Below are 16498 nucleotides of genomic sequence, written 5' to 3' on the forward strand. Positions count from 1 at the left end.
GCGGCGACCGAAGCAATCAGAAAGCCAGCACCTGCTGCCCCGAATACCACCCCCCATGCCCCAAGCCCGCACCTTCAAGCGACAGCAACGCGCGCTTGCGTTCGATGCCGCCCGCATAGCCGGTCAAGCTCCCCGAGGCACCGACGACGCGATGGCACGGCACGATGATCGACACGGGGTTCCGTCCGACCGCGCCACCGACGGCACGCGCGGCACTCGCCGGTAGTCCAACGCGCGCGGTCAGCTCGCCGTACGACACGAGCGTGCCAAACGGAATCGCGAGCAGTTCTTTCCACACGCTTCGCTGAAACGCGGTACCGCGCAGATGGACCGGCACCGAGAACGTCGTGCGCGCGCCGGCGAAGTATTCGGCTATCTCGTCGGCGACCGTGCGCGCAATGGGCGACGTGCGACGCACGTCTGTGCCCGACGCGATCGCGAGCGACGGATAGTACTTCTGCCCGACGAAGAACAGTCCGGTCAGCGCATCGTCCTCGATACGCACGGCGATGTCGCCCAATGGGCTCGGAATCAGATGAGCGGGCGTCATTGCAAAGCGTCTCCATGAAGGCGCCACACATGCAGGGCCGCATACGCGCGCCACGGCGCCCAACGGCTCGTACGCGGCAAGGATGATGCGACAGGCGGGCGATCGTCGGCCTGCGTCGCAAGCAACAACCGCTCATCCGCAGGGAACGCATTCGGCCACGCCATTGCGCGCATCGCGACGTACTGCACCGCGCGCTCGTCGAAGCCCGGCATCGCGCGCAGCGTGGCGAGCGTCGCGTCGAGCGGCGCCATCGGTTCCAGGGCGAGCGTGCCTTCGGCAACCGCCCGCGCGAGCGAAACGATCGCGTCTGCCGCGTCGCGCGCGACGCCGATCGACCGAAGCGCCGCGGGCGGCAACGCGGCGAGCGTCGACGCAGCAGGCATCGCGTGCGCGAGCGTCGGCGGCGCGCCGTCCACGCGTGCGCCGAAATGCGCGGCGAGGCGCGCGAGCACCGCATCGGCATGCGTCGTCGCGAGATGTTCGCCGACGATCGCACGGATCGCGATCTCGACGCCGTCGAACGCGCCCGGCACGCGCAGGCCCGGCGAGCCGTCGGCGAGTTCGCCGAGATGCGCGTCGATCACGTCGGGACGGCTGTCGAGGTCGAACAGCCGCCGCACGCGCGCGAGCACGGTCGGCACGACCGGCGTCAGCGCGGGCGACACGGTGACGGCGAGCGCGAACCGGTGCGGCACGTGCGAGACGGACACCCAGCCCGTCACGCGGCCGGTACCGCGCGGCGCTGGCAGGTCGACGGCGCGCAGATAGCGCTGCGCGTCGATCCATTCCACACCGTCGATCTGCCGCTGCGCGAGAAAGCGCATCAGCTCATGCCAGGCGAACGGCGGGCGGTACGGCAGCGGGAATGTCATGTCGCCGCCGGCCGACGCGCCCGCCGCAGCGCTTTTGCGCAAGCGCAGCGGGTTCAGCCCATAGCGCTGCAGGAACAGATCGTTGAAGCGGCGGACGCTGCCGAACCCGGCCGTCGACGCGACGACGGCCACGGGCAATGCGGTGTCGGTCAGCAATCGCTTCGCCATCAATAGCCGCTGCGTCTGCGCGAATTCCACAGGCGATACGCCGAACCGCGCGGCGAAGATCCGGCGTAGATGGCGCTCGGTCACGCCGACGCGCTGCGCGAGTGCGTGGACGGAGCGGCCGTTCAGGAACCCGTCGTCGATCAGCGTCGCGGCGGCATTCGCGAGATTGACCGACACGTCGAGCAGGCCGTGGCCCGGCGCGAGCTCGGGGCGACAACGCATGCACGGACGGAAGCCGGCCTTCTCGGCGGCCGCCGCGGTCGGAAAGTAGCGGCAGTTCTGCGCTTTCGGCGGCTTCACGGGGCAAACGGGGCGGCAGTACACGCCGGTCGTGCGCACGCCGACGAAGAACCAGCCGTCGAAACGGCGGTTTCGCGCCAGCAGGGCGTCGTAGCAAATGTCGGGGTCGAGGCGCATGCGACGACTGTAAACCATCCGCCTCGTCGATTCTGGCTGAAATCGGACATGTGTATCGGTCCTCCGGGCAGGCCGCGCGCACCCCGGAAAACCGCCGAAAAAACGGTTAATGCCACACTGCGAAACAGTCGTCTCTTTTCGGCGCCGACAAATTGAGATGACTCATCGAAATCCCCGACTGACAGCGCGCCGCCCGACACCCTATTCTTTGAAAAACGTTTTCCCAACATCGATCGGCGACCGGCCGCGCCGTGCAAGCGATGCGCCGCCGCCCGCCCCGGCGCCTGTCGCCGGTCAGGTCATACCGTGCGGCCCGACAGGCGCGGCCGCGCATGGAGACATTCATGCAATCTGCCGTCATCGGCGTCGCGCGCGCCGCCAGCCGCTACCGCTGGACCGTCTGCGCGCTGCTGTTCTTCGCGACCGTCATCAACTACATGGATCGGCAGATCCTCGGCCTGCTCGCACCGATGCTGCAGCACGACATCGGCTGGACGCAGGTGCAGTACGGCCGGATCGTCATGGCGTTCTCGGCGTTCTATGCGATCGGCCTGCTCGGGTTCGGGCGCATCGTCGACTGGCTCGGCACGCGCATCTCGTATGCGGTCGCGATGCTGGTATGGAGCATTGCCGCGATGCTGCACGCGGCGGTCGGCTCGGTGGCCGGTTTCGCGTTCGTGCGGGCGCTGCTCGGCATCGGCGAGGGCGGCAACTTCCCGGCCGCGATCAAGACGACCGCCGAATGGTTTCCGGGTTTCCGCGCCGCGAACGCGCGCTCGCGACCGGCATCTTCAACTCGGGCGCGAACATCGGTGCGGTGTTCGCGCCGGCGATCATTCCGGCGATCGCGGTCGCGTACGGCTGGCGTGCGGCGTTCGTGATCGTCGGCGCCATCGGCATCGTCTGGCTCGCGGTGTGGCTCGTGTTCTACCGCGCGGCCGATACGCGCGCACTCGCCGCCGAATACGACGAGCCGCGCGACGAGGCCGAGGCGCTCGACGCCGCGAACGCCGACGCCGGTGCGCCGCGCTGGCGCGAACTGATCCGCAAGCGCGAGACGTGGGCGTTCCTGATCGGCAAGTTCCTGACCGACCCGGTCTGGTGGTTCTATCTGTTCTGGCTGCCGAAGTGGCTGAACGAATCGCGCGGGATGGACATGCAGCACATCGGCCTGCCGCTCGTCTGCATCTACGCGCTGACGACGGTCGGCAGCATCGGCGGCGGCTGGATTTCGTCGATGCTGCTGCGTGCGGGTTGGAGCGTGAACCGCGCGCGCAAGACGGCGATGCTGATCTGCGCATGCTGCGTGCTGCCGATCGCATTCGTGTCGCAGGTGCAGAACCTGTGGGCGGCGGTGCTGATCGTCGGTCTCGCGGCCGCTGCGCATCAGGGCTGGTCGGCGAACCTGTTCACGACGGCGTCCGATCTGTTTCCGCGCCGCGCGGTGGCATCGGTGGTCGGGATCGGCGGGATGGCCGGCTCGATCGGCGGCGTGCTGTTCTCCGAAGTGATCGGGCAGGTGCTGCAGCGTACCGGCCACTACTGGGTGCTGTTCGCGATCGGCGCGCTCGCGTATCTGCTCGCGCTCGCGATCATGCATGCGCTGACGCCGAAGATGAAGCCGGCGAAGCTCGATGCATGACGGTAGTCGTTCGCGCGTGCGCGCCGCGATAGGCGGCGCACGCGCCACTTCACGCGGCCGGCGCCGTCGATGCGCGCACGATCAGCCGCGGCTCGAACGTCGAGTAGCTCGCGTCGGTGCGGCCCGCGAGCGCATCGATCAGCTTTTGCATCGCGAGTTCGCCCATGTTCTCGCTCTGGATGTCGACGGTGGTCAGCGCGGGCGCCGCGTATTCGCCGTACGGCACGTTGTCGACGCCGGTGACGGAGACGTCCTGCGGCAGCCGGAAACCGAGCGACGCCGCTTCCTTCATGAAGCCGAGCGCGATCAGGTCGTTGTAGCAGATCACGGCCTGCGGCCGCTGCGGCCCGAGCATCACGCGCGAGCAGGCGCGCTCGCCGGCTTCGGCGGTCGGCGCGTGCGCATCGTAGACGTCGAGCGTCAGGCCGGCTTCCGCGAGACAGTCGCGTGCGCCTTCGATCCGCTCGTCGTTCACGCGCGCGGGCCCGAAGCCGAGATAGGCGATACGCGTGTGTCCGAGGTTCAGCAGATGACGCGCGAGCATGTACGTCGACAGCCGGTTGTCGATGCCGACGCTCGGAATCGGCAGGCCCGGGCTGCGCCGCAGCAGCACGAGCGGCTTGTGCAAATCGAGCATCCAGCCCGCTTCTTCGTCGGGCATTCGCGTGCTGACGATCAGCCCGTCGACGCGCTGCGCGAGCGCCTCGATCAGCGAGCGTTCGCGCGCCTGGTTTTCCTCGGTATCGACGAGCAGCAGCGTGTAGTCATGCTGCAGGGCGACGCGGTTCGCGCCTTTCACGACGTTCGTGAAGTGCGGGTTGCTGATGTCGAGGATGACGAGGCCGATCGTGCGCGTGCGGCCGGTGATCATCGAGCGCGCGAGCGGATTCGACCGATAGCCGAGCCGCTCGATCGCTTCCTTGAGCCGCGCCTCGACGCTCGGCGAAAAGCGCTGCGTGCCGTTCACATACTTCGACACCGTCGCGACCGATACGCCGGCTTCCGCGGCGACGTCCCGGATCGTCGGGGAAACTTTTTTCATTCGAAGGGTAACGTTTTCTTGCGATAACGCGGATTGTGGCAGAAAAAATGCGTGCAAGACACGCCGCGCCCGCTCGGGAAAATGCGGATGCGGCCGAACCGCATTCGCCATTGACGCGCCGAATTTGTCCCGCGTATAGTTGGAAAACGTTTTCCGCCTCAAAGCGATTCAACCGCAACAACCGATTCAAGGAGATTCGATGAACGCCTCAACCACCGGTACGCGCAAACCGTTCCGGCGCCTGCTGCTGACGGGCGCGGCCGGCAACCTCGGCCGCCAGCTGCGCGGCGCGCTAGCGGAATGGGCCGACATCGTGCGCGTCAGCGACATCGCGTCGCTCGGCGAAGCCGCTGCACACGAAGAAACGCAGGTCGTCGACCTGGCCGACCGGCCGGCCGTGATGCATCTCGTCGAGGGCGTCGACGCGATCGTGCATCTCGGCGGCATCTCGGTGGATGCGCCGTTCGACGATCTGGTCGGTGCCAACATCACCGGCACGTACAACATTTACGAAGCCGCGCGCCGGCATGGCGTGAAGCGGATCGTGTTCGCGAGCTCGAACCATGCGATCGGCTTCCATCCCGTCACCGAAGTGCTCGACGCCGATGCGCCGCAGCGCCCGGACAGCCTGTACGGCGTGACGAAATGCTTCGGCGAGGCGCTGTCGCGCTACTACTTCGATCGCTTCGGAATCGAAACGGTGTGCCTGCGGATCGGTTCGTCGTTCGAGGAGCCGAAGAATCCGCGCATGCTCGTCACGTTCCTCAGCTATCGCGACTTCATCGAGCTCGTGCGCTGCTCGCTGCTGACGAACCGCGTCGGACACGCGATCGTGTACGGCGTGTCCGACAACCCGGTGAAGTGGTGGGACAACACGAAGGCCGGCTTTCTCGGCTTCCGGCCGCGCGACAGCTCCGCGCAGTTCGCGGGCCTGTTCCCGATCGCCGCGCCGACGGCCGATTACGACGATCCCGCGCAGCGGTTCCAGGGCGGCGCGTTCGTCGTCGGCGAGCCGATGGAGCGGCGTGCGTGAAGCCGCGCCGATAAAGCGGCCCCGGGGTGCGCGATCGCTGCGCTGCCGCGGCGATCGGTGCAGCGCGTCAGCGCAGGATGTCGGTCGCCTTGTGATGTTCGTCGACGCCGTCGATCAGGATCAGTGGCCCGCTCGCATGTCGTGCGCGCAGCGGCTGGATCTGCCGATACGCGTCCGACTCGTACCACGCGCGCGCGGTTGTCATGTCCGCGAACGCGATGGCGATCAGGTCGCCGTGCCACGTGCCCTCGCGCACGTCGGGCCGTGCGCCGTGAATCGCGAAGCGGCCGCCGAACGGCGCGAGCGTGTCGTCGATGCGCTCCAGGTACTCGACGATGTCGTCGCACATCTCGACGTCGTGCAGGTGAGCGATGGCATAGGCGGTCATGAGGGGCTCCTTCGCATGATGCGGTTCGGTGGGCGATGGAGCGATGATCGGCCGCGCGGCGTCGCGCGTCGATTACCTGCGACGTAATGAGAATGCACCCGGCTCAGACCGGATAGGCGTCGTCGACTTTCAGGTTGGCGAGCCGGAACAGCGTGCGCAGCGTCTGCGGATGGATGTCGCGGCGCGCAGCGAGCGACGTCAGGATGAAGTCGAGCACCTTCGAATAGCGCAGCAGCACGAGGCAGCGTGCGAGATCGGTGCTGCCGCGCAGGCTTTCCGCGAGACGCACCATCTCGGTCGACAGCGCGCGCGCCATCTCCAGTTCCATCTGCTGTTTCTCGGTCCACTCGGGCAGCGGCTGTTCCAGCAGTTTCGCGAGAAAGATCTGGAACGACGTATCGGACGAATTCGGCAGCGCATCCATCATGACCTCGTTGCTGGCTCGGATCGACGGCACGCGGCGCATGGCGGCGGCGCGCGATCGCGGGATCGCACCGCGCGCGGTGGCGGCGCGGCGTTTCCTTCAGCAGGATGCAGATTCCGTACCAGCGTCGCGATACGCTGGCGGCGCGACGCGCGCAAGCCCCGGCCGATCGGGCTGCGCGGCCCGCCCGGCGCGGGCTGCGCGCCGAAACGCGCGTGCACGGCCGTGCGCGACGAGGCGCGTCGTTTGACGCGCGCGTGCGTGCGACATCGCGAAATGCTTCACGCATGTAACGTAACGTCGACACGAGAGGCACGCGACGTTTCGGCACGGACGCACACACGCGCAACCGGTGCCGTATCGACGCGCGTACGCTGCGGCGCAGACGCCGCGATGTTTCATCGGCGAGACGGCGCGTGTGCAGCGAACGGCGCCGCGCGTCGCCGCATCCGTCGGACGAAAAAAATCCGCTGCACGCGGCGTGCAGCGGATCGGGTGCGCGCAAGACGACGCGCGCGTCGGAGTCAGAAGATGAAGCCGGTGTTGATGAACTTCGAGTGGTGATCGGACACGATCGTATCGAGCAACTGCTTGCTGCTTTCCGTTTGCTTCGCGGCGACCATCGAGCGAATCGAGAATGCGCGCAGCGCGTCGGTCACGGACAGCGTGCCTTCGGCCGAATCCTTGCGGCCGGCGAACGGGAACACGTCGGGGCCGCGCTGACACTGGCAGTTGATGTTCACGCGGCACACCTGGTTCACGAGCGGATCGACGAGTGCGCCGATCTGCGCCGGGTCGGAGCCGAAGATGCTGACCTGCTGGCCATGCTCGGACGTCGTCACGTAGTCGAGCGCCGTCTCGACGTCGTCGAACGGCGCGACCGGAATGATCGGCCCGAACTGCTCCTCGCGATACAGCTTCATCCCTTCGGCGACCGGATAGACGACGGCCGGATAGAACAGCGTCTTGCAGAACACGCCGCCCGATTCGTTGACGACCTGCGCGCCCTTCGCCTTCGCATCGTCGATCGCGTCGGTCATGTAGGCGGTGCGATGCATGCCCGGCAGCGGCGTGATCGATACGCCTTTCTCCCATGGCATGCCGATCTTCAGCTGCTCGAGCGCGGCGGTGAAGCGCTTGAGGAATTCGTCGACGATCGAGCGGTGCACGAGCAGCATCTTCAGCGCGGTACAGCGCTGCCCGTTGAACGACAGCGCGCCGAGCAGGCATTCGTTGACGGTCAGGTCGAGATCGGCGTCGGGCAGCACGATCGCCGCGTTCTTCGCGTCCAGGCCGAGGATCGCGCGCAGCCGATGCGATTTCGGATGCTGTTTCTTCAGATGGTCGGCGACCTTGCTCGAACCGATCAGCGCGAGCACGTTGATCTTGCCCGACGCGAGCATGTGCGGCACGACCACCGCGCCCGGTGCGTAGATCGTGTTGATCACGCCCTTCGGGAACGCGTCGCGGAACGCTTCGAGCAGCGGCTCGAACAGCAGCGTGCCGTACTGCGGCGGCTTGAACACGACGGTATTGCCCATCAGCAGCGCGGGGATCAGCGTCGCGAACGTCTCGTTCAGCGGATAGTTGTACGGCCCCATGCACAGCACGACGCCGAGCGGCGTGCGGCGGATCTGGCCGATCGTGCCTTCGGCGATCACGAAGCGCGAGTTCGCGTTGTCGAGCTCCTTCAGCGCCTCGATCGTCTGCGCCATGTACGTGACGGTGCGATCGAATTCCTTCTGCGAGTCGGCGAGGCTCTTGCCGATTTCCCACATGATCAGGTTCACGACGAGCTCGCGCTGCGCGACCATCCGCTTGATGAAGTCCTGCATGCACGCGATGCGCTGCTCGACCTTCATCGTCGGCCACTCGCCGCGGCCGGCGTCATACGCACGCACGGCGGCGTCGAGCGCCGCGTCGCTTTCCGCTTCGCCCATCACCGGATAACTGCCGATCTCGACCTGCTCGACGCTGCCGTCCGGCTGCCGGGCGCATACCGGCGACAGCACGGTTTTGGTCGCGCCATCCCACGGTCGCAGCTCGCCGTCGACGAGCGACACGCGCTGGTGGATCGGCGCACTCGGCCGGAATTCGGCGGGAATCTGGTCTAGGGCGGGAAACAACTGCTGCAGGGAAGCGGAATCGGGCATGACGGTCTCGTTTGACGGGTGTCCGGAAGGACGGGCGATGCGGAATCCTGAGCTGAACGATCCTCGATCCTGAATCGGCATGATGACGCGCGCAGCGTGGCGCGTCACGCGAAACCTCGGCCGAAACACGGAATGGAACCAGTTCCATTAAAAAGGAACGTCACATCGAATGCAAGCCGCGCCGCGCGGATTCGCATCTCGCGAAAGAAAAATGTAAGAGTGTGTCGTAATGCCGGGGATAAGGCGTTTTTGCGGTGCGCAAACGTTTGACATTGCCCGGTTTGGGGCGATAATGGCGCCGCGCGGCCAAGTAAAAAATGCACGGAACCTGAGAGAAAAGACGCAGTGAACGACGAAAGTGCCGCCGCGCTGCCGAAGCGAGGTCGGCTGCCCGGAGCGCCGGGTCGGGGTTACCCGGCCCGGCGCGCGCCGGACCAGGGGCGCGCCGGCTGGTCCGGATGCCCGCGCATCGCGCTGCTACTCGACATCCTCGTCATCCTCCGCATCGGTCTCCACCGTCACGGCGTCGTGCCGCGGCGCCGCATAAGCGCTCGCCTGTTCGAGCAGCCATGCGCGAAACAACTCCAGCGGCTTGCTGTGACTGAACTCCGTGGGATACACGAGGTAGTACGCCGAGTCGCCGACCGTCGCGGCGTCGCACGGCACGACGAGCCCGAGCTGCTGCAGCTGCCCTTCGACGAAGAACTTCGGCACGAGCGCGACGCCGAGGCCCGCCGCCGCCGCGCTGATCAGCATCGTATGCAGTTCGTAGCGCACGCCCTGCATCGTGCGGATGTCCTCGACGCCGTGCGCCTCGAACCACTGCGCCCACGCGCCGGGGCGCGTCGTCGAGTGCAGCAGCGGATACGCAAGCAGGTCGTCGACACGCGTCACGGGCCCGTCGAGCAGCGCCGGCGAGCAGATCGGCACGACTTCCTCGCCGAACAGATAGTCGGACGACGTGCCCGGCCAGGTCGGCTTTCCGTAGTGGATCGCCGCTTCGAAATGGGTGTCCTCGAACGAGAACAGATCGGTGCGGCTGCCCATGTTCACGCGCACGTCCGGCGTGCGATCGTAGAAGCTCTTGATGCGCGGAATCAGCCAGTGCGACGCGAAGGTCGGCAGCACGGCGAGTTCCAGATACCCGCCGCCGCTGCCGTGCGCGATGATCGACAGCGTGTCGCGATCGAGCGCCTCGAGCGCGCGCCGCACCTGCGTGCCGTAGAGCTTGCCCGCGCGCGTGAGTACGACGCGCTGCTTCACGCGTGCGAACAGCCGCACGCCGAGGCTCGATTCGAGCGTCGCGATCTGCCGCGAGACGGCGCTTTCGGTCAGGAACAGTTCCTTGGCCGCGTGCGTGAAGCTTTCATGACGCGCGGCCGCTTCGAAGGCCACGAGCGCGCCCATGTTCGGGATCTTGAATTTGCGCATGATGCTCGATTCGTCTGATCGACGGAAGCGCCCCGAACGACAGGGCGGCGGCCCGCGAATAATTCCAAAAACTCATTACGTGTCAATTTAATCTCGCTTTACGCACCGCTGCAACCCTTTGAATAATGCATCCCACGCAAGGCCCGGCGCCCGCGCGGCTGCCGGCCCGCCCCGTTTTGCCGGCTGCGCCGCGCCGGCCGATCCGACACGAGAGATCCTGATGCGCAATCCGAATATCGACAGCCTGCTGACGAAGCTGCTGGGACAGGCGAAAACCGACGCGCTGTTCGCGACCCTCAACATGCCGTCCATCTTCGACGAATGGGAAACCGGCGTCGTCACGCGCGCCGAAATCGCGCAGGCGATGAACATGGCGCTGTTCGAAGGGCTGCTCGAGCGTTCGCCGAACGGCCGCGCCTACACGGCGGAAGCGGTCGAAAAGGGCGGCTCCGTGTATTTCGATCACGGCGCGCTGCGCACGGTGCGCTGGCCGCACAACGGCGCGTTGCCGCCGGGCGAAGCGGCGTTCACGCGCATTCTGCGTCCGCTCGGCTTCCGGCTGAACGGCCGCTATCCGCTCGACAAGCTGGGGATGACGGGGCGCGCGTATGCGCACGAGGACGCGCCCGACGAGATCGCGCAGTTCTTCGTCAGCGAACTGCATCCGGAGCGTTTCTCGAAGGAGTTCCAGCAGGCTGTGACAAACGTGATCGGTTCGTCGCGCGATCCGCTGTCGCCGGCCGCCGTCGCGCTGCTGTGGGAAGTCGAGCGCGAGGGCTGGCTGCCGCTCGACGCCGCGCACGACCTGCTGCCCGCGATCGTCGGCGCGTTCGCGCGCCAGCACGACGTGCCGAGCGAGCTCGACTACGAGACGCTGCTGCTCGAATCCGCCGAGATGGCGTGGATCGCGACGGAAGGCAACGCGTTCAACCATGCGACCGATCGCGTCGCCGACGTATTCGCGCTGTCCGACGAAGAAAAGGCGAAGGGCCGGCCGATGAAGCCGGAAGTCGAGCGCTCGCGCTCGGGCCGCGTGTTCCAGACCGCGTACCGCGCCGACATCGTCGAGCGCGAGTTCCGCACGCGCGACGGCGGCATCGTTAAGCGCAACGTGCCGGGTTCCTTCTACGAATTCATCACGCGCCGGCGTACGTTCGATCAGGCGCAGCGCCGCTGGGTCACCGACCTGCGCTTCGATGCGGGCAACGCGCAGGGCATCTTCAAGATGACGGCGAACGCGTCGCGGTAAACGCGAAACGCGCGCCGCGTGGCGCGCGAGCGGCCGCGTCGGCGGCGGGAACGACGCTATCGCATACGCGGCCGCGTCGTCAGAACAGGTGCGTGAACAGGTAGAACAGCACCAGCAGTCCGGCCGGCACGCCGAGCAGCCACGCGATCAGGTATTTGCCCATCTCGTCCTCCTGACGAATGACCGCGGCGCTCGCGGCGCCGCGGCCGGTTTGTTTCAACGCGCGATTACAGCTCACGGTCGAAATCGGTCAGCTGGCGTTCGGCTTCGTCGCGCGCGATCCCGTAACGCTCCTGGATCTTGCCGACCAGATAGTCGCGATTGCCTTCGGCGACTGCGAGATCGTCATCGGTCAGCTTGCCCCACTTTGCCTTCAGCTTGCCGGTGAGCTGCTTCCATTGACCCTTGATCTTGTCTTCGTTCATCGTGCGCTCCTTGGTGTCGTGGCGGAAAAAAGGCGCGGCCGCTCGCCGCGCGGAGGTCAGGCCTTCGCCTTCAGGCCGGATGCATCGACGTGCTTGACGCCCTTGATCGAACGCGTGACGGCAATCGCCTTCTTCACCGCGATCTTGGTCGGCAGCACGCCCGTCAGCGTGACGACGCCGTCGACCGTCTTGACGTCGATATCCATGCTCTTCACGCCGTCGGTCGTCGCGAGTTCGCTCTTCACCTTCGTCGTGATCCACGTATCGGTGACGGGCTGATTCGACTCGGCCTTCGTGTCGCCCGTGGCCGAAGCCTGTGCGTACGCATTGCTCAGCGGCGCAGCGCCGAGCAGAAAGGCCGCGCTGGCGGCGAGCAGCGTCGAAAGGTGTTGGGGCTTGTTCATTGATGTTCTCCCTTGGTTGACGTGAAAAAAACGTGACGGCAGCGTGACGCGCAACGCGTCATTGCGCGATCGGCGTGTCGTAGCCGGGCTCGCGCGGCGGCATGTCCGGCCGCGGAATGTCGGGCGGCAGCGGGACCGGCGGGTCGGTGCCCGGCGCCGGCTCGGGCGGATGATCCGGCGGTTCCTGCGGCGTCGGATCGGGTGTCTGATGCAGCTTCATCGTCGTACTCCTCTCCTTGAATGTCGGGTGGCAGCGCGTGAGCGCCGATGCAACTCCAGCGTACCGATGCGCGAACGGCCCGGCATCGCGCAAATTCACCTGATCGACTAGTGCGTTTGCACGGGAAAAGTGCCTGGCCCCGATGCGTCGTGCGCGGCCGATCGGTGCGTCGGCGCGCCGAACGGCGGACTGCCGCACGGTCCGTGCGCCGCGCGCGGTTACTATTGCGGCTACGCCTGTTCATGCCGATGACGGGCTCGCGAACGCGCGTCTACCCAACCGATGTCGGCGCAGACGACGCGCACGGCCCGTATAGCGACGGCCGCGACAAACGACGCGGCAATGCAGTCGCAAGACGCGTTCCTCCTGTTTCGCAAATTTCATGCGTGGCGACGAGCGAGCGGAAAGAGGCGCGGCGCATCGCCGCTGCGGCCGGCGGCTGCGCGGTCGCCGCGCAGGCCGTCATCGGCGTGAACAGACACGCGTGTATCGCGCAGGCTGCGCTGCACGCGAACGCCGCCGCATGCGCCGGCCTGCGCGTGCGGCAACAGGCGCAGGCCGATGGCCAGGCTGACGACGGGATAACCATTCGATGAACGAGCAAGTAAACGAACAGGCGCTGAAGTCGCATACCGACAGACGCCAGCTGCATCAGATCATCGCGGGCCTTACCGAGGGCGTGATTCTGATCGAACCCGATCAACGCATCGTCTGGGCGAACGAGGCCGCCCTCGCGATGCACGGCGTGACGGAACTGAAGGCGCTCGGCGACAACGTCACCGAGTATCGCGAGCGTTTCCGGCTGCGCTACCGGAACAATCATCCGGTGCGCGACGGCCACTATCCGATGGACCGCGTGATCGCCGGCGAAGAATTCAGCGACGTGACGGTCGAGGTGGAATCGGCCGCCGACGACAACGTTACCTGGGTACACCGGATCCGCAGCCTCGTGCTGACGAATGCGGCGGGCGAGCCCGACTGTCTCGCGCTCGTGCTGCACGACGCGACCGAGTGGGCGAGCGCGGAGGAGCGCTTCGAGCGCACGTTCAATGCGAACCCGGCGCCGGCCGTGATCTGCCGGCTCGAGGATCTGCGTTACGTGAAGGTGAATCAGGGCTTTCTCGACATGACGGGCCATACGCGCGACGACGTGCTCGGGCGCTCCGTCTACGAAGTCGACGTGCTCGAGCAGGCCGAGCGGCGCGAACTCGCGATCGAGCGCTTGACCGAAGGCGCGACGATTCCGCAGATGGAGGCCGTGCTCAAGCGCGCGGACGGCACACCGAACGCGGTCGTCGTGGCCGGCCAGCCGATCGACATGAACGGCGAAGCGTGCATGCTGTTTACGTTCATGGATCTGGAGCCGCGCAAGCTCGCGGAGCGCGCGTTGCGGCAGAGCGAGGAGCGCTTCGCGACCGCGTTCCGGATGGCGCCGGTCGCGACCGCGATCGTCACGGCGGACCGCTTCGAACTGCTCGACGTGAACGATGCGTTCGTTGCGATGACGGGCCATCCGCAGGAGGAACTGCTCGGCAAGGCCGCGGACGAGATCGGTCTGTGGGCCGAGCGCGGCGCGCGGCAGCGCATCGACGCGCAGCTCGCGAAGGACGGCATCGTGCGCAACGCGGACGTGCAGATCCGCACGCGCGACGGCGACGTGCGCGATTGCGTGGTCTCCGCCGATTCGGTCGCGATCCACGGACAGGACTGCCTGCTGATCGCGCTGCTCGACATCAGCGATCGCAAGCGTACGGAAATGGAGCTCGTCTATGCGATCGAGACCGCGATGCAGGACGCGTCGTGGTTCAGCCGCACGCTGATCGAGAAGCTCGCGAACGTGCGCCGCGCAAATGCGCCGGACGCCGGCGCGCAATTGTCGGATCTGACCGCGCGCGAGCGCGACGTGTTCGATCTGTTGTGCCACGGCCTCGCGGACAAGGAGATCGCGGGCCGTCTCGGGCTCGCGCCGAACACGGTGCGCAATCACGTCGCGACGATCTACGCGAAGCTCGACGTGCATAGCCGCGGCGAAGCGATCGTCTGGGCGCGCGAACGCGGGATCGTCGGTTCCGTCGACATGAACGGCGCGCGCGGCGACAAGGGCACGAAGCGCGACGACGACTGAGCGACCGCGCCGCGCCGCGCGATGCCGGCGCGCGGTGCGCGGCGCCACGGTCGGGTGCGGATGCACCAGACGCGCTGGTGCATCCGCATCTGACGCAGGCGGCCGGCGTTTGCGATCCTGTCCGTTCGACGGCGCGGCGCCGGCGTGCCGCGCCCGTCGGCTCTAGGTCGAACATCACGGGAGACGACGATGGACAGAAATCGCATCGAAGGCAGGCGCAAGCAGATTCGCGGTTCGGTCAAGGAAGCGCTCGGCAAGGTGACCGGCGACCGCGAGACCGAAGCGGAAGGCGTGGCCGAGCAGAAGGCCGGCCGCATGCAGGAGCAGGCCGGCGAAGCGGCCGATGCGCTGCGCTCGCGCACGAATCGCGAACGCGACTGACGCGCACGAGCGTGACGCGCGGCGCCGCGCGCGGCTCACGCTCGTGCGCGGCGACGCGGCGTGGCTCGATGCCGCGTTCGCATGACCGGCGCGATTCGGCACCGCTGCGCAGCCCGGCGCCGGCGCGCGGCAGGCGTTTCGTCGATTCGTCGGCAGTCAGCCGACGCGTGCCGCGCGGGCGGTCGCGCCATCGTGACTTGATGACGATTACGCACAACATAGTTCCGATATTTCGTTTGCCGCTCGGGTATTGGCTACCCACAATCCTTTCACCTCCCTCGCGGTGAAAGGTTCCCGGAGACCGGACCGCAGACCGCTCGGTCGACGCGCGGGAGGCGCGCCGACGCGCAGCCGCGCGTCGCATTTCGACGCTCAGAACAAGAGGACTGCCCCGATGACGTTCCGCCTCCGCCTGCTTTCCGCCGCCGCGCTGACCGTTGCGAACCTCGCGCTCCCGACGGGCGCGGCCCATGCGCAGGAAGCGATCGTCAAGGTCGGCGTGGCCGTGCCGCTGACAGGCGGCGGCGCCGCATACGGGAAGGACATCGAGAACGGCGTGCGGATGGCCGTGGACGAAGCGAACGCGGCGCGCACGACGATCGGCGGCAAGCCGGTGAAGTTCGTCGTGACGTCGCAGGACGACCAGAGCGATCCGCGCATCGGCGTACAGGCCGCGCAGCAGCTGACGGACGGACAGGTCGCGGTCGTGATCGGCCACTTCAACTCGGGCACGACGCTGCCCGCCTCGAAGATCTACGCGAAGGCCGGCATTCCGATGATCACGCCGTCGGCGACCAATCCGGACATCACGCGCGCGGGCCTCGGCACCGTCTATCGCGTGATCGCGACCGACACGCAGAACGCCGGCAACGCGGGCGCGTATGCGGCGAGCATCACGAAGGCCAAGCGCATCGCGATCATCGACGATCGCACCGCGTTCGGCCAGGGCGAGGCCGACGAGTTCGAGAAGGCCGTGAAGGCGAACGGCGGCACGATCGTCGCGCGCGAATTCACGAACGACAAGGCCGTCGACTTCAGCGCGCAGCTCACGAAGATCAAGAGCGTGAACGCCGATCTGGTGTTTTTCGGCGGATTGGACGCGCAGTCCGCCATGCTGGTGAAGCGGATGCGCCAGCTCGGCATTCGCGCGCAGTTCCTCGCGGGCGGCGGCGTGATGAACGCGAACTTCATCAAGCTCGCCGGCAGTGCGGCGGAAGGCGCGGCCGTGTGGGAGTACGGACAGCCGCTGTCGCGACTCGCGAAGGGCAAGCTGTTCGAGACGAAATTCAAGCAGAAGTACGGCGTCGACATGCTCGCGTATGCGCCGTTCGCGTACGACGCGACGTGGATCGCGATCAACGCGATGCAGAAGGCGAACTCGACGAAGCCGGCCGATTTCAATGCGGCGCTCAAGCGCACGCAGTACGACGGCATCACCGGCACGATCGCGTTCACCGAGACGGGCGACCTCAAGAATCCGAGCTCGACGCTCTACGAAGTGAAGAACGCCGCGTGGCAGCCCGTCACGACGAAATCGGCGGACTGAACGCGCCGCGCGCCGCTTTCGCGGCGCC

At 67.0% G+C, this 16498-nt stretch carries 17 protein-coding genes and 1 pseudogene; 7 read left to right on the forward strand and 11 right to left on the reverse strand.

The features are described 5' to 3' along the window. Positions 1-16: 16 nt before the first annotated feature. Entirely contained in the window at positions 17-550 is a 534-nt protein-coding gene (locus tag NP80_RS04105; RefSeq protein ID WP_006409685.1) for a methylated-DNA--[protein]-cysteine S-methyltransferase, read from the reverse strand. Then, positions 547-2025 (reverse strand): DNA-3-methyladenine glycosylase 2 family protein, encoded by a 1479-nt coding sequence (locus NP80_RS04110; RefSeq protein WP_045593096.1) that lies wholly within the window; start codon positions 2023-2025, stop codon positions 547-549. The genes NP80_RS04105 and NP80_RS04110 overlap by 4 nt, the downstream gene beginning before the upstream one ends. A 326-nt stretch (positions 2026-2351) precedes the next feature. Between NP80_RS04110 and NP80_RS04115 the strand changes: the two are divergent. Continuing rightward, a pseudogene (locus NP80_RS04115) lies at positions 2352-3649 on the forward strand (MFS transporter). A 49-nt stretch (positions 3650-3698) separates the two neighbouring features. Here NP80_RS04115 and NP80_RS04120 read toward each other — a convergent pair. Beyond that, the gene (locus NP80_RS04120) at positions 3699-4802 is read right to left on the reverse strand and encodes a LacI family DNA-binding transcriptional regulator (protein ID WP_006411614.1); all 1104 of its coding nucleotides are present in this window, start codon (positions 4800-4802) and stop codon (positions 3699-3701) included. An 88-nt stretch (positions 4803-4890) separates the two neighbouring features. Here NP80_RS04120 and NP80_RS04125 point away from each other — a divergent pair, with 88 nt between their 5' ends. After that, complete coding sequence (locus NP80_RS04125) at positions 4891-5724, forward strand: NAD-dependent epimerase/dehydratase family protein (protein ID WP_006411618.1); 834 nt, start codon at positions 4891-4893, stop codon at positions 5722-5724. Positions 5725-5791: 67 nt separating this feature from the next. Here NP80_RS04125 and NP80_RS04130 read toward each other — a convergent pair whose 3' ends face one another. The 4 genes from NP80_RS04130 to NP80_RS04150 all read right to left on the reverse strand — a co-directional run bounded on the left by NP80_RS04130 (position 5792) and on the right by NP80_RS04150 (position 10120). Continuing rightward, positions 5792-6112, reverse strand: a complete 321-nt coding sequence (locus tag NP80_RS04130; protein WP_006404446.1) for a DUF1330 domain-containing protein — start codon at positions 6110-6112, stop codon at positions 5792-5794. A gap of 103 nt (positions 6113-6215) precedes the next feature. Continuing rightward, positions 6216-6536 carry a hypothetical protein gene (locus NP80_RS04135; protein ID WP_006397763.1) on the reverse strand — a complete coding sequence of 107 codons (321 nt, stop codon included), beginning with the start codon at positions 6534-6536 and terminating at the stop codon, positions 6216-6218. A 524-nt stretch (positions 6537-7060) separates the two neighbouring features. Next, positions 7061-8689: an NADP-dependent glyceraldehyde-3-phosphate dehydrogenase gene (locus NP80_RS04145; RefSeq protein ID WP_035948050.1), complete on the reverse strand. Its 1629-nt coding sequence runs from the start codon at positions 8687-8689 to the stop codon at positions 7061-7063. 477 nt (positions 8690-9166) lie between these two features. After that, on the reverse strand, positions 9167-10120 hold the full coding sequence (locus NP80_RS04150) for a LysR family transcriptional regulator (protein ID WP_006404443.1): 954 nt from the start codon (positions 10118-10120) through the stop codon (positions 9167-9169). 220 nt (positions 10121-10340) lie between these two features. On the opposite strand from NP80_RS04150, the gene NP80_RS04155 reads away from it, so the two are divergent. Then, on the forward strand, positions 10341-11369 hold the full coding sequence (locus NP80_RS04155; protein ID WP_006411605.1) for a DUF1338 domain-containing protein: 1029 nt from the start codon (positions 10341-10343) through the stop codon (positions 11367-11369). Positions 11370-11448: 79 nt separating this feature from the next. On the opposite strand, the gene NP80_RS31205 is transcribed toward NP80_RS04155, so the two are convergent. From NP80_RS31205 to NP80_RS31360, 4 genes are read right to left on the reverse strand one after another with little or no spacing between them, the layout of a single operon-like run. After that, positions 11449-11607 carry a hypothetical protein gene (locus NP80_RS31205; RefSeq protein WP_006411612.1) on the reverse strand — a complete coding sequence of 53 codons (159 nt, stop codon included), beginning with the start codon at positions 11605-11607 and terminating at the stop codon, positions 11449-11451. Further along, on the reverse strand, positions 11597-11794 hold the full coding sequence (locus tag NP80_RS04160) for a CsbD family protein (protein WP_006397770.1): 198 nt from the start codon (positions 11792-11794) through the stop codon (positions 11597-11599). The genes NP80_RS31205 and NP80_RS04160 overlap by 11 nt, the downstream gene beginning before the upstream one ends. Positions 11795-11850: 56 nt before the next feature. Then, positions 11851-12198 (reverse strand): BON domain-containing protein, encoded by a 348-nt coding sequence (locus NP80_RS04165; protein WP_006397771.1) that lies wholly within the window; start codon positions 12196-12198, stop codon positions 11851-11853. A 58-nt stretch (positions 12199-12256) separates the two neighbouring features. Next, on the reverse strand, positions 12257-12418 hold the full coding sequence (locus NP80_RS31360; RefSeq protein WP_006404440.1) for a hypothetical protein: 162 nt from the start codon (positions 12416-12418) through the stop codon (positions 12257-12259). A 242-nt stretch (positions 12419-12660) separates the two neighbouring features. On the opposite strand from NP80_RS31360, the gene NP80_RS31655 reads away from it, so the two are divergent. The 4 genes from NP80_RS31655 to NP80_RS04185 all read left to right on the forward strand — a co-directional run bounded on the left by NP80_RS31655 (position 12661) and on the right by NP80_RS04185 (position 16470). Then, entirely contained in the window at positions 12661-13014 is a 354-nt protein-coding gene (locus tag NP80_RS31655; protein WP_226823177.1) for a hypothetical protein, read from the forward strand. Beyond that, entirely contained in the window at positions 13011-14543 is a 1533-nt protein-coding gene (locus NP80_RS04175) for a helix-turn-helix transcriptional regulator (protein WP_006404436.1), read from the forward strand. Before NP80_RS31655 ends, NP80_RS04175 begins: the two co-directional genes overlap by 4 nt. A gap of 189 nt (positions 14544-14732) precedes the next feature. Then, positions 14733-14924 carry a CsbD family protein gene (locus tag NP80_RS04180; RefSeq protein WP_006397776.1) on the forward strand — a complete coding sequence of 64 codons (192 nt, stop codon included), beginning with the start codon at positions 14733-14735 and terminating at the stop codon, positions 14922-14924. A 394-nt stretch (positions 14925-15318) separates the two neighbouring features. Continuing rightward, positions 15319-16470, forward strand: coding sequence for a branched-chain amino acid ABC transporter substrate-binding protein (locus NP80_RS04185; RefSeq protein ID WP_006404434.1), 1152 nt, complete (start codon positions 15319-15321; stop codon positions 16468-16470). The last annotated feature ends 28 nt before the right edge of the window (positions 16471-16498 follow it).

This window comes from Burkholderia multivorans ATCC BAA-247, from assembly GCF_000959525.1.
In the GTDB taxonomy this organism is placed as follows: domain Bacteria; phylum Pseudomonadota; class Gammaproteobacteria; order Burkholderiales; family Burkholderiaceae; genus Burkholderia; species Burkholderia multivorans.

What these genes read in the sequence shown, in the direction of transcription:
- NP80_RS04105 (WP_006409685.1), bottom strand. Translation starts at nt 550, where the DNA reads ATGACGCCCGCTCATCTGATTCCGAGCCCATTGGGCGACATCGCCGTG.
- NP80_RS31655 (WP_226823177.1), top strand. Translation starts at nt 12,661, where the DNA reads ATGCCGATGACGGGCTCGCGAACGCGCGTCTACCCAACCGATGTCGGC.
- NP80_RS31360 (WP_006404440.1), bottom strand. Translation starts at nt 12,418, where the DNA reads ATGAAGCTGCATCAGACACCCGATCCGACGCCGCAGGAACCGCCGGAT.
- NP80_RS04110 (WP_045593096.1), bottom strand. Translation starts at nt 2,025, where the DNA reads ATGGTTTACAGTCGTCGCATGCGCCTCGACCCCGACATTTGCTACGAC.
- NP80_RS04145 (WP_035948050.1), bottom strand. Translation starts at nt 8,689, where the DNA reads ATGCCCGATTCCGCTTCCCTGCAGCAGTTGTTTCCCGCCCTAGACCAG.
- NP80_RS04125 (WP_006411618.1), top strand. Translation starts at nt 4,891, where the DNA reads ATGAACGCCTCAACCACCGGTACGCGCAAACCGTTCCGGCGCCTGCTG.
- NP80_RS04175 (WP_006404436.1), top strand. Translation starts at nt 13,011, where the DNA reads ATGAACGAGCAAGTAAACGAACAGGCGCTGAAGTCGCATACCGACAGA.
- NP80_RS04180 (WP_006397776.1), top strand. Translation starts at nt 14,733, where the DNA reads ATGGACAGAAATCGCATCGAAGGCAGGCGCAAGCAGATTCGCGGTTCG.
- NP80_RS04185 (WP_006404434.1), top strand. Translation starts at nt 15,319, where the DNA reads ATGACGTTCCGCCTCCGCCTGCTTTCCGCCGCCGCGCTGACCGTTGCG.
- NP80_RS04155 (WP_006411605.1), top strand. Translation starts at nt 10,341, where the DNA reads ATGCGCAATCCGAATATCGACAGCCTGCTGACGAAGCTGCTGGGACAG.
- NP80_RS04120 (WP_006411614.1), bottom strand. Translation starts at nt 4,802, where the DNA reads ATGGCGAATGCGGTTCGGCCGCATCCGCATTTTCCCGAGCGGGCGCGG.
- NP80_RS04150 (WP_006404443.1), bottom strand. Translation starts at nt 10,120, where the DNA reads ATGCGCAAATTCAAGATCCCGAACATGGGCGCGCTCGTGGCCTTCGAA.
- NP80_RS04160 (WP_006397770.1), bottom strand. Translation starts at nt 11,794, where the DNA reads ATGAACGAAGACAAGATCAAGGGTCAATGGAAGCAGCTCACCGGCAAG.
- NP80_RS04130 (WP_006404446.1), bottom strand. Translation starts at nt 6,112, where the DNA reads ATGACCGCCTATGCCATCGCTCACCTGCACGACGTCGAGATGTGCGAC.
- NP80_RS04135 (WP_006397763.1), bottom strand. Translation starts at nt 6,536, where the DNA reads ATGGATGCGCTGCCGAATTCGTCCGATACGTCGTTCCAGATCTTTCTC.
- NP80_RS04165 (WP_006397771.1), bottom strand. Translation starts at nt 12,198, where the DNA reads ATGAACAAGCCCCAACACCTTTCGACGCTGCTCGCCGCCAGCGCGGCC.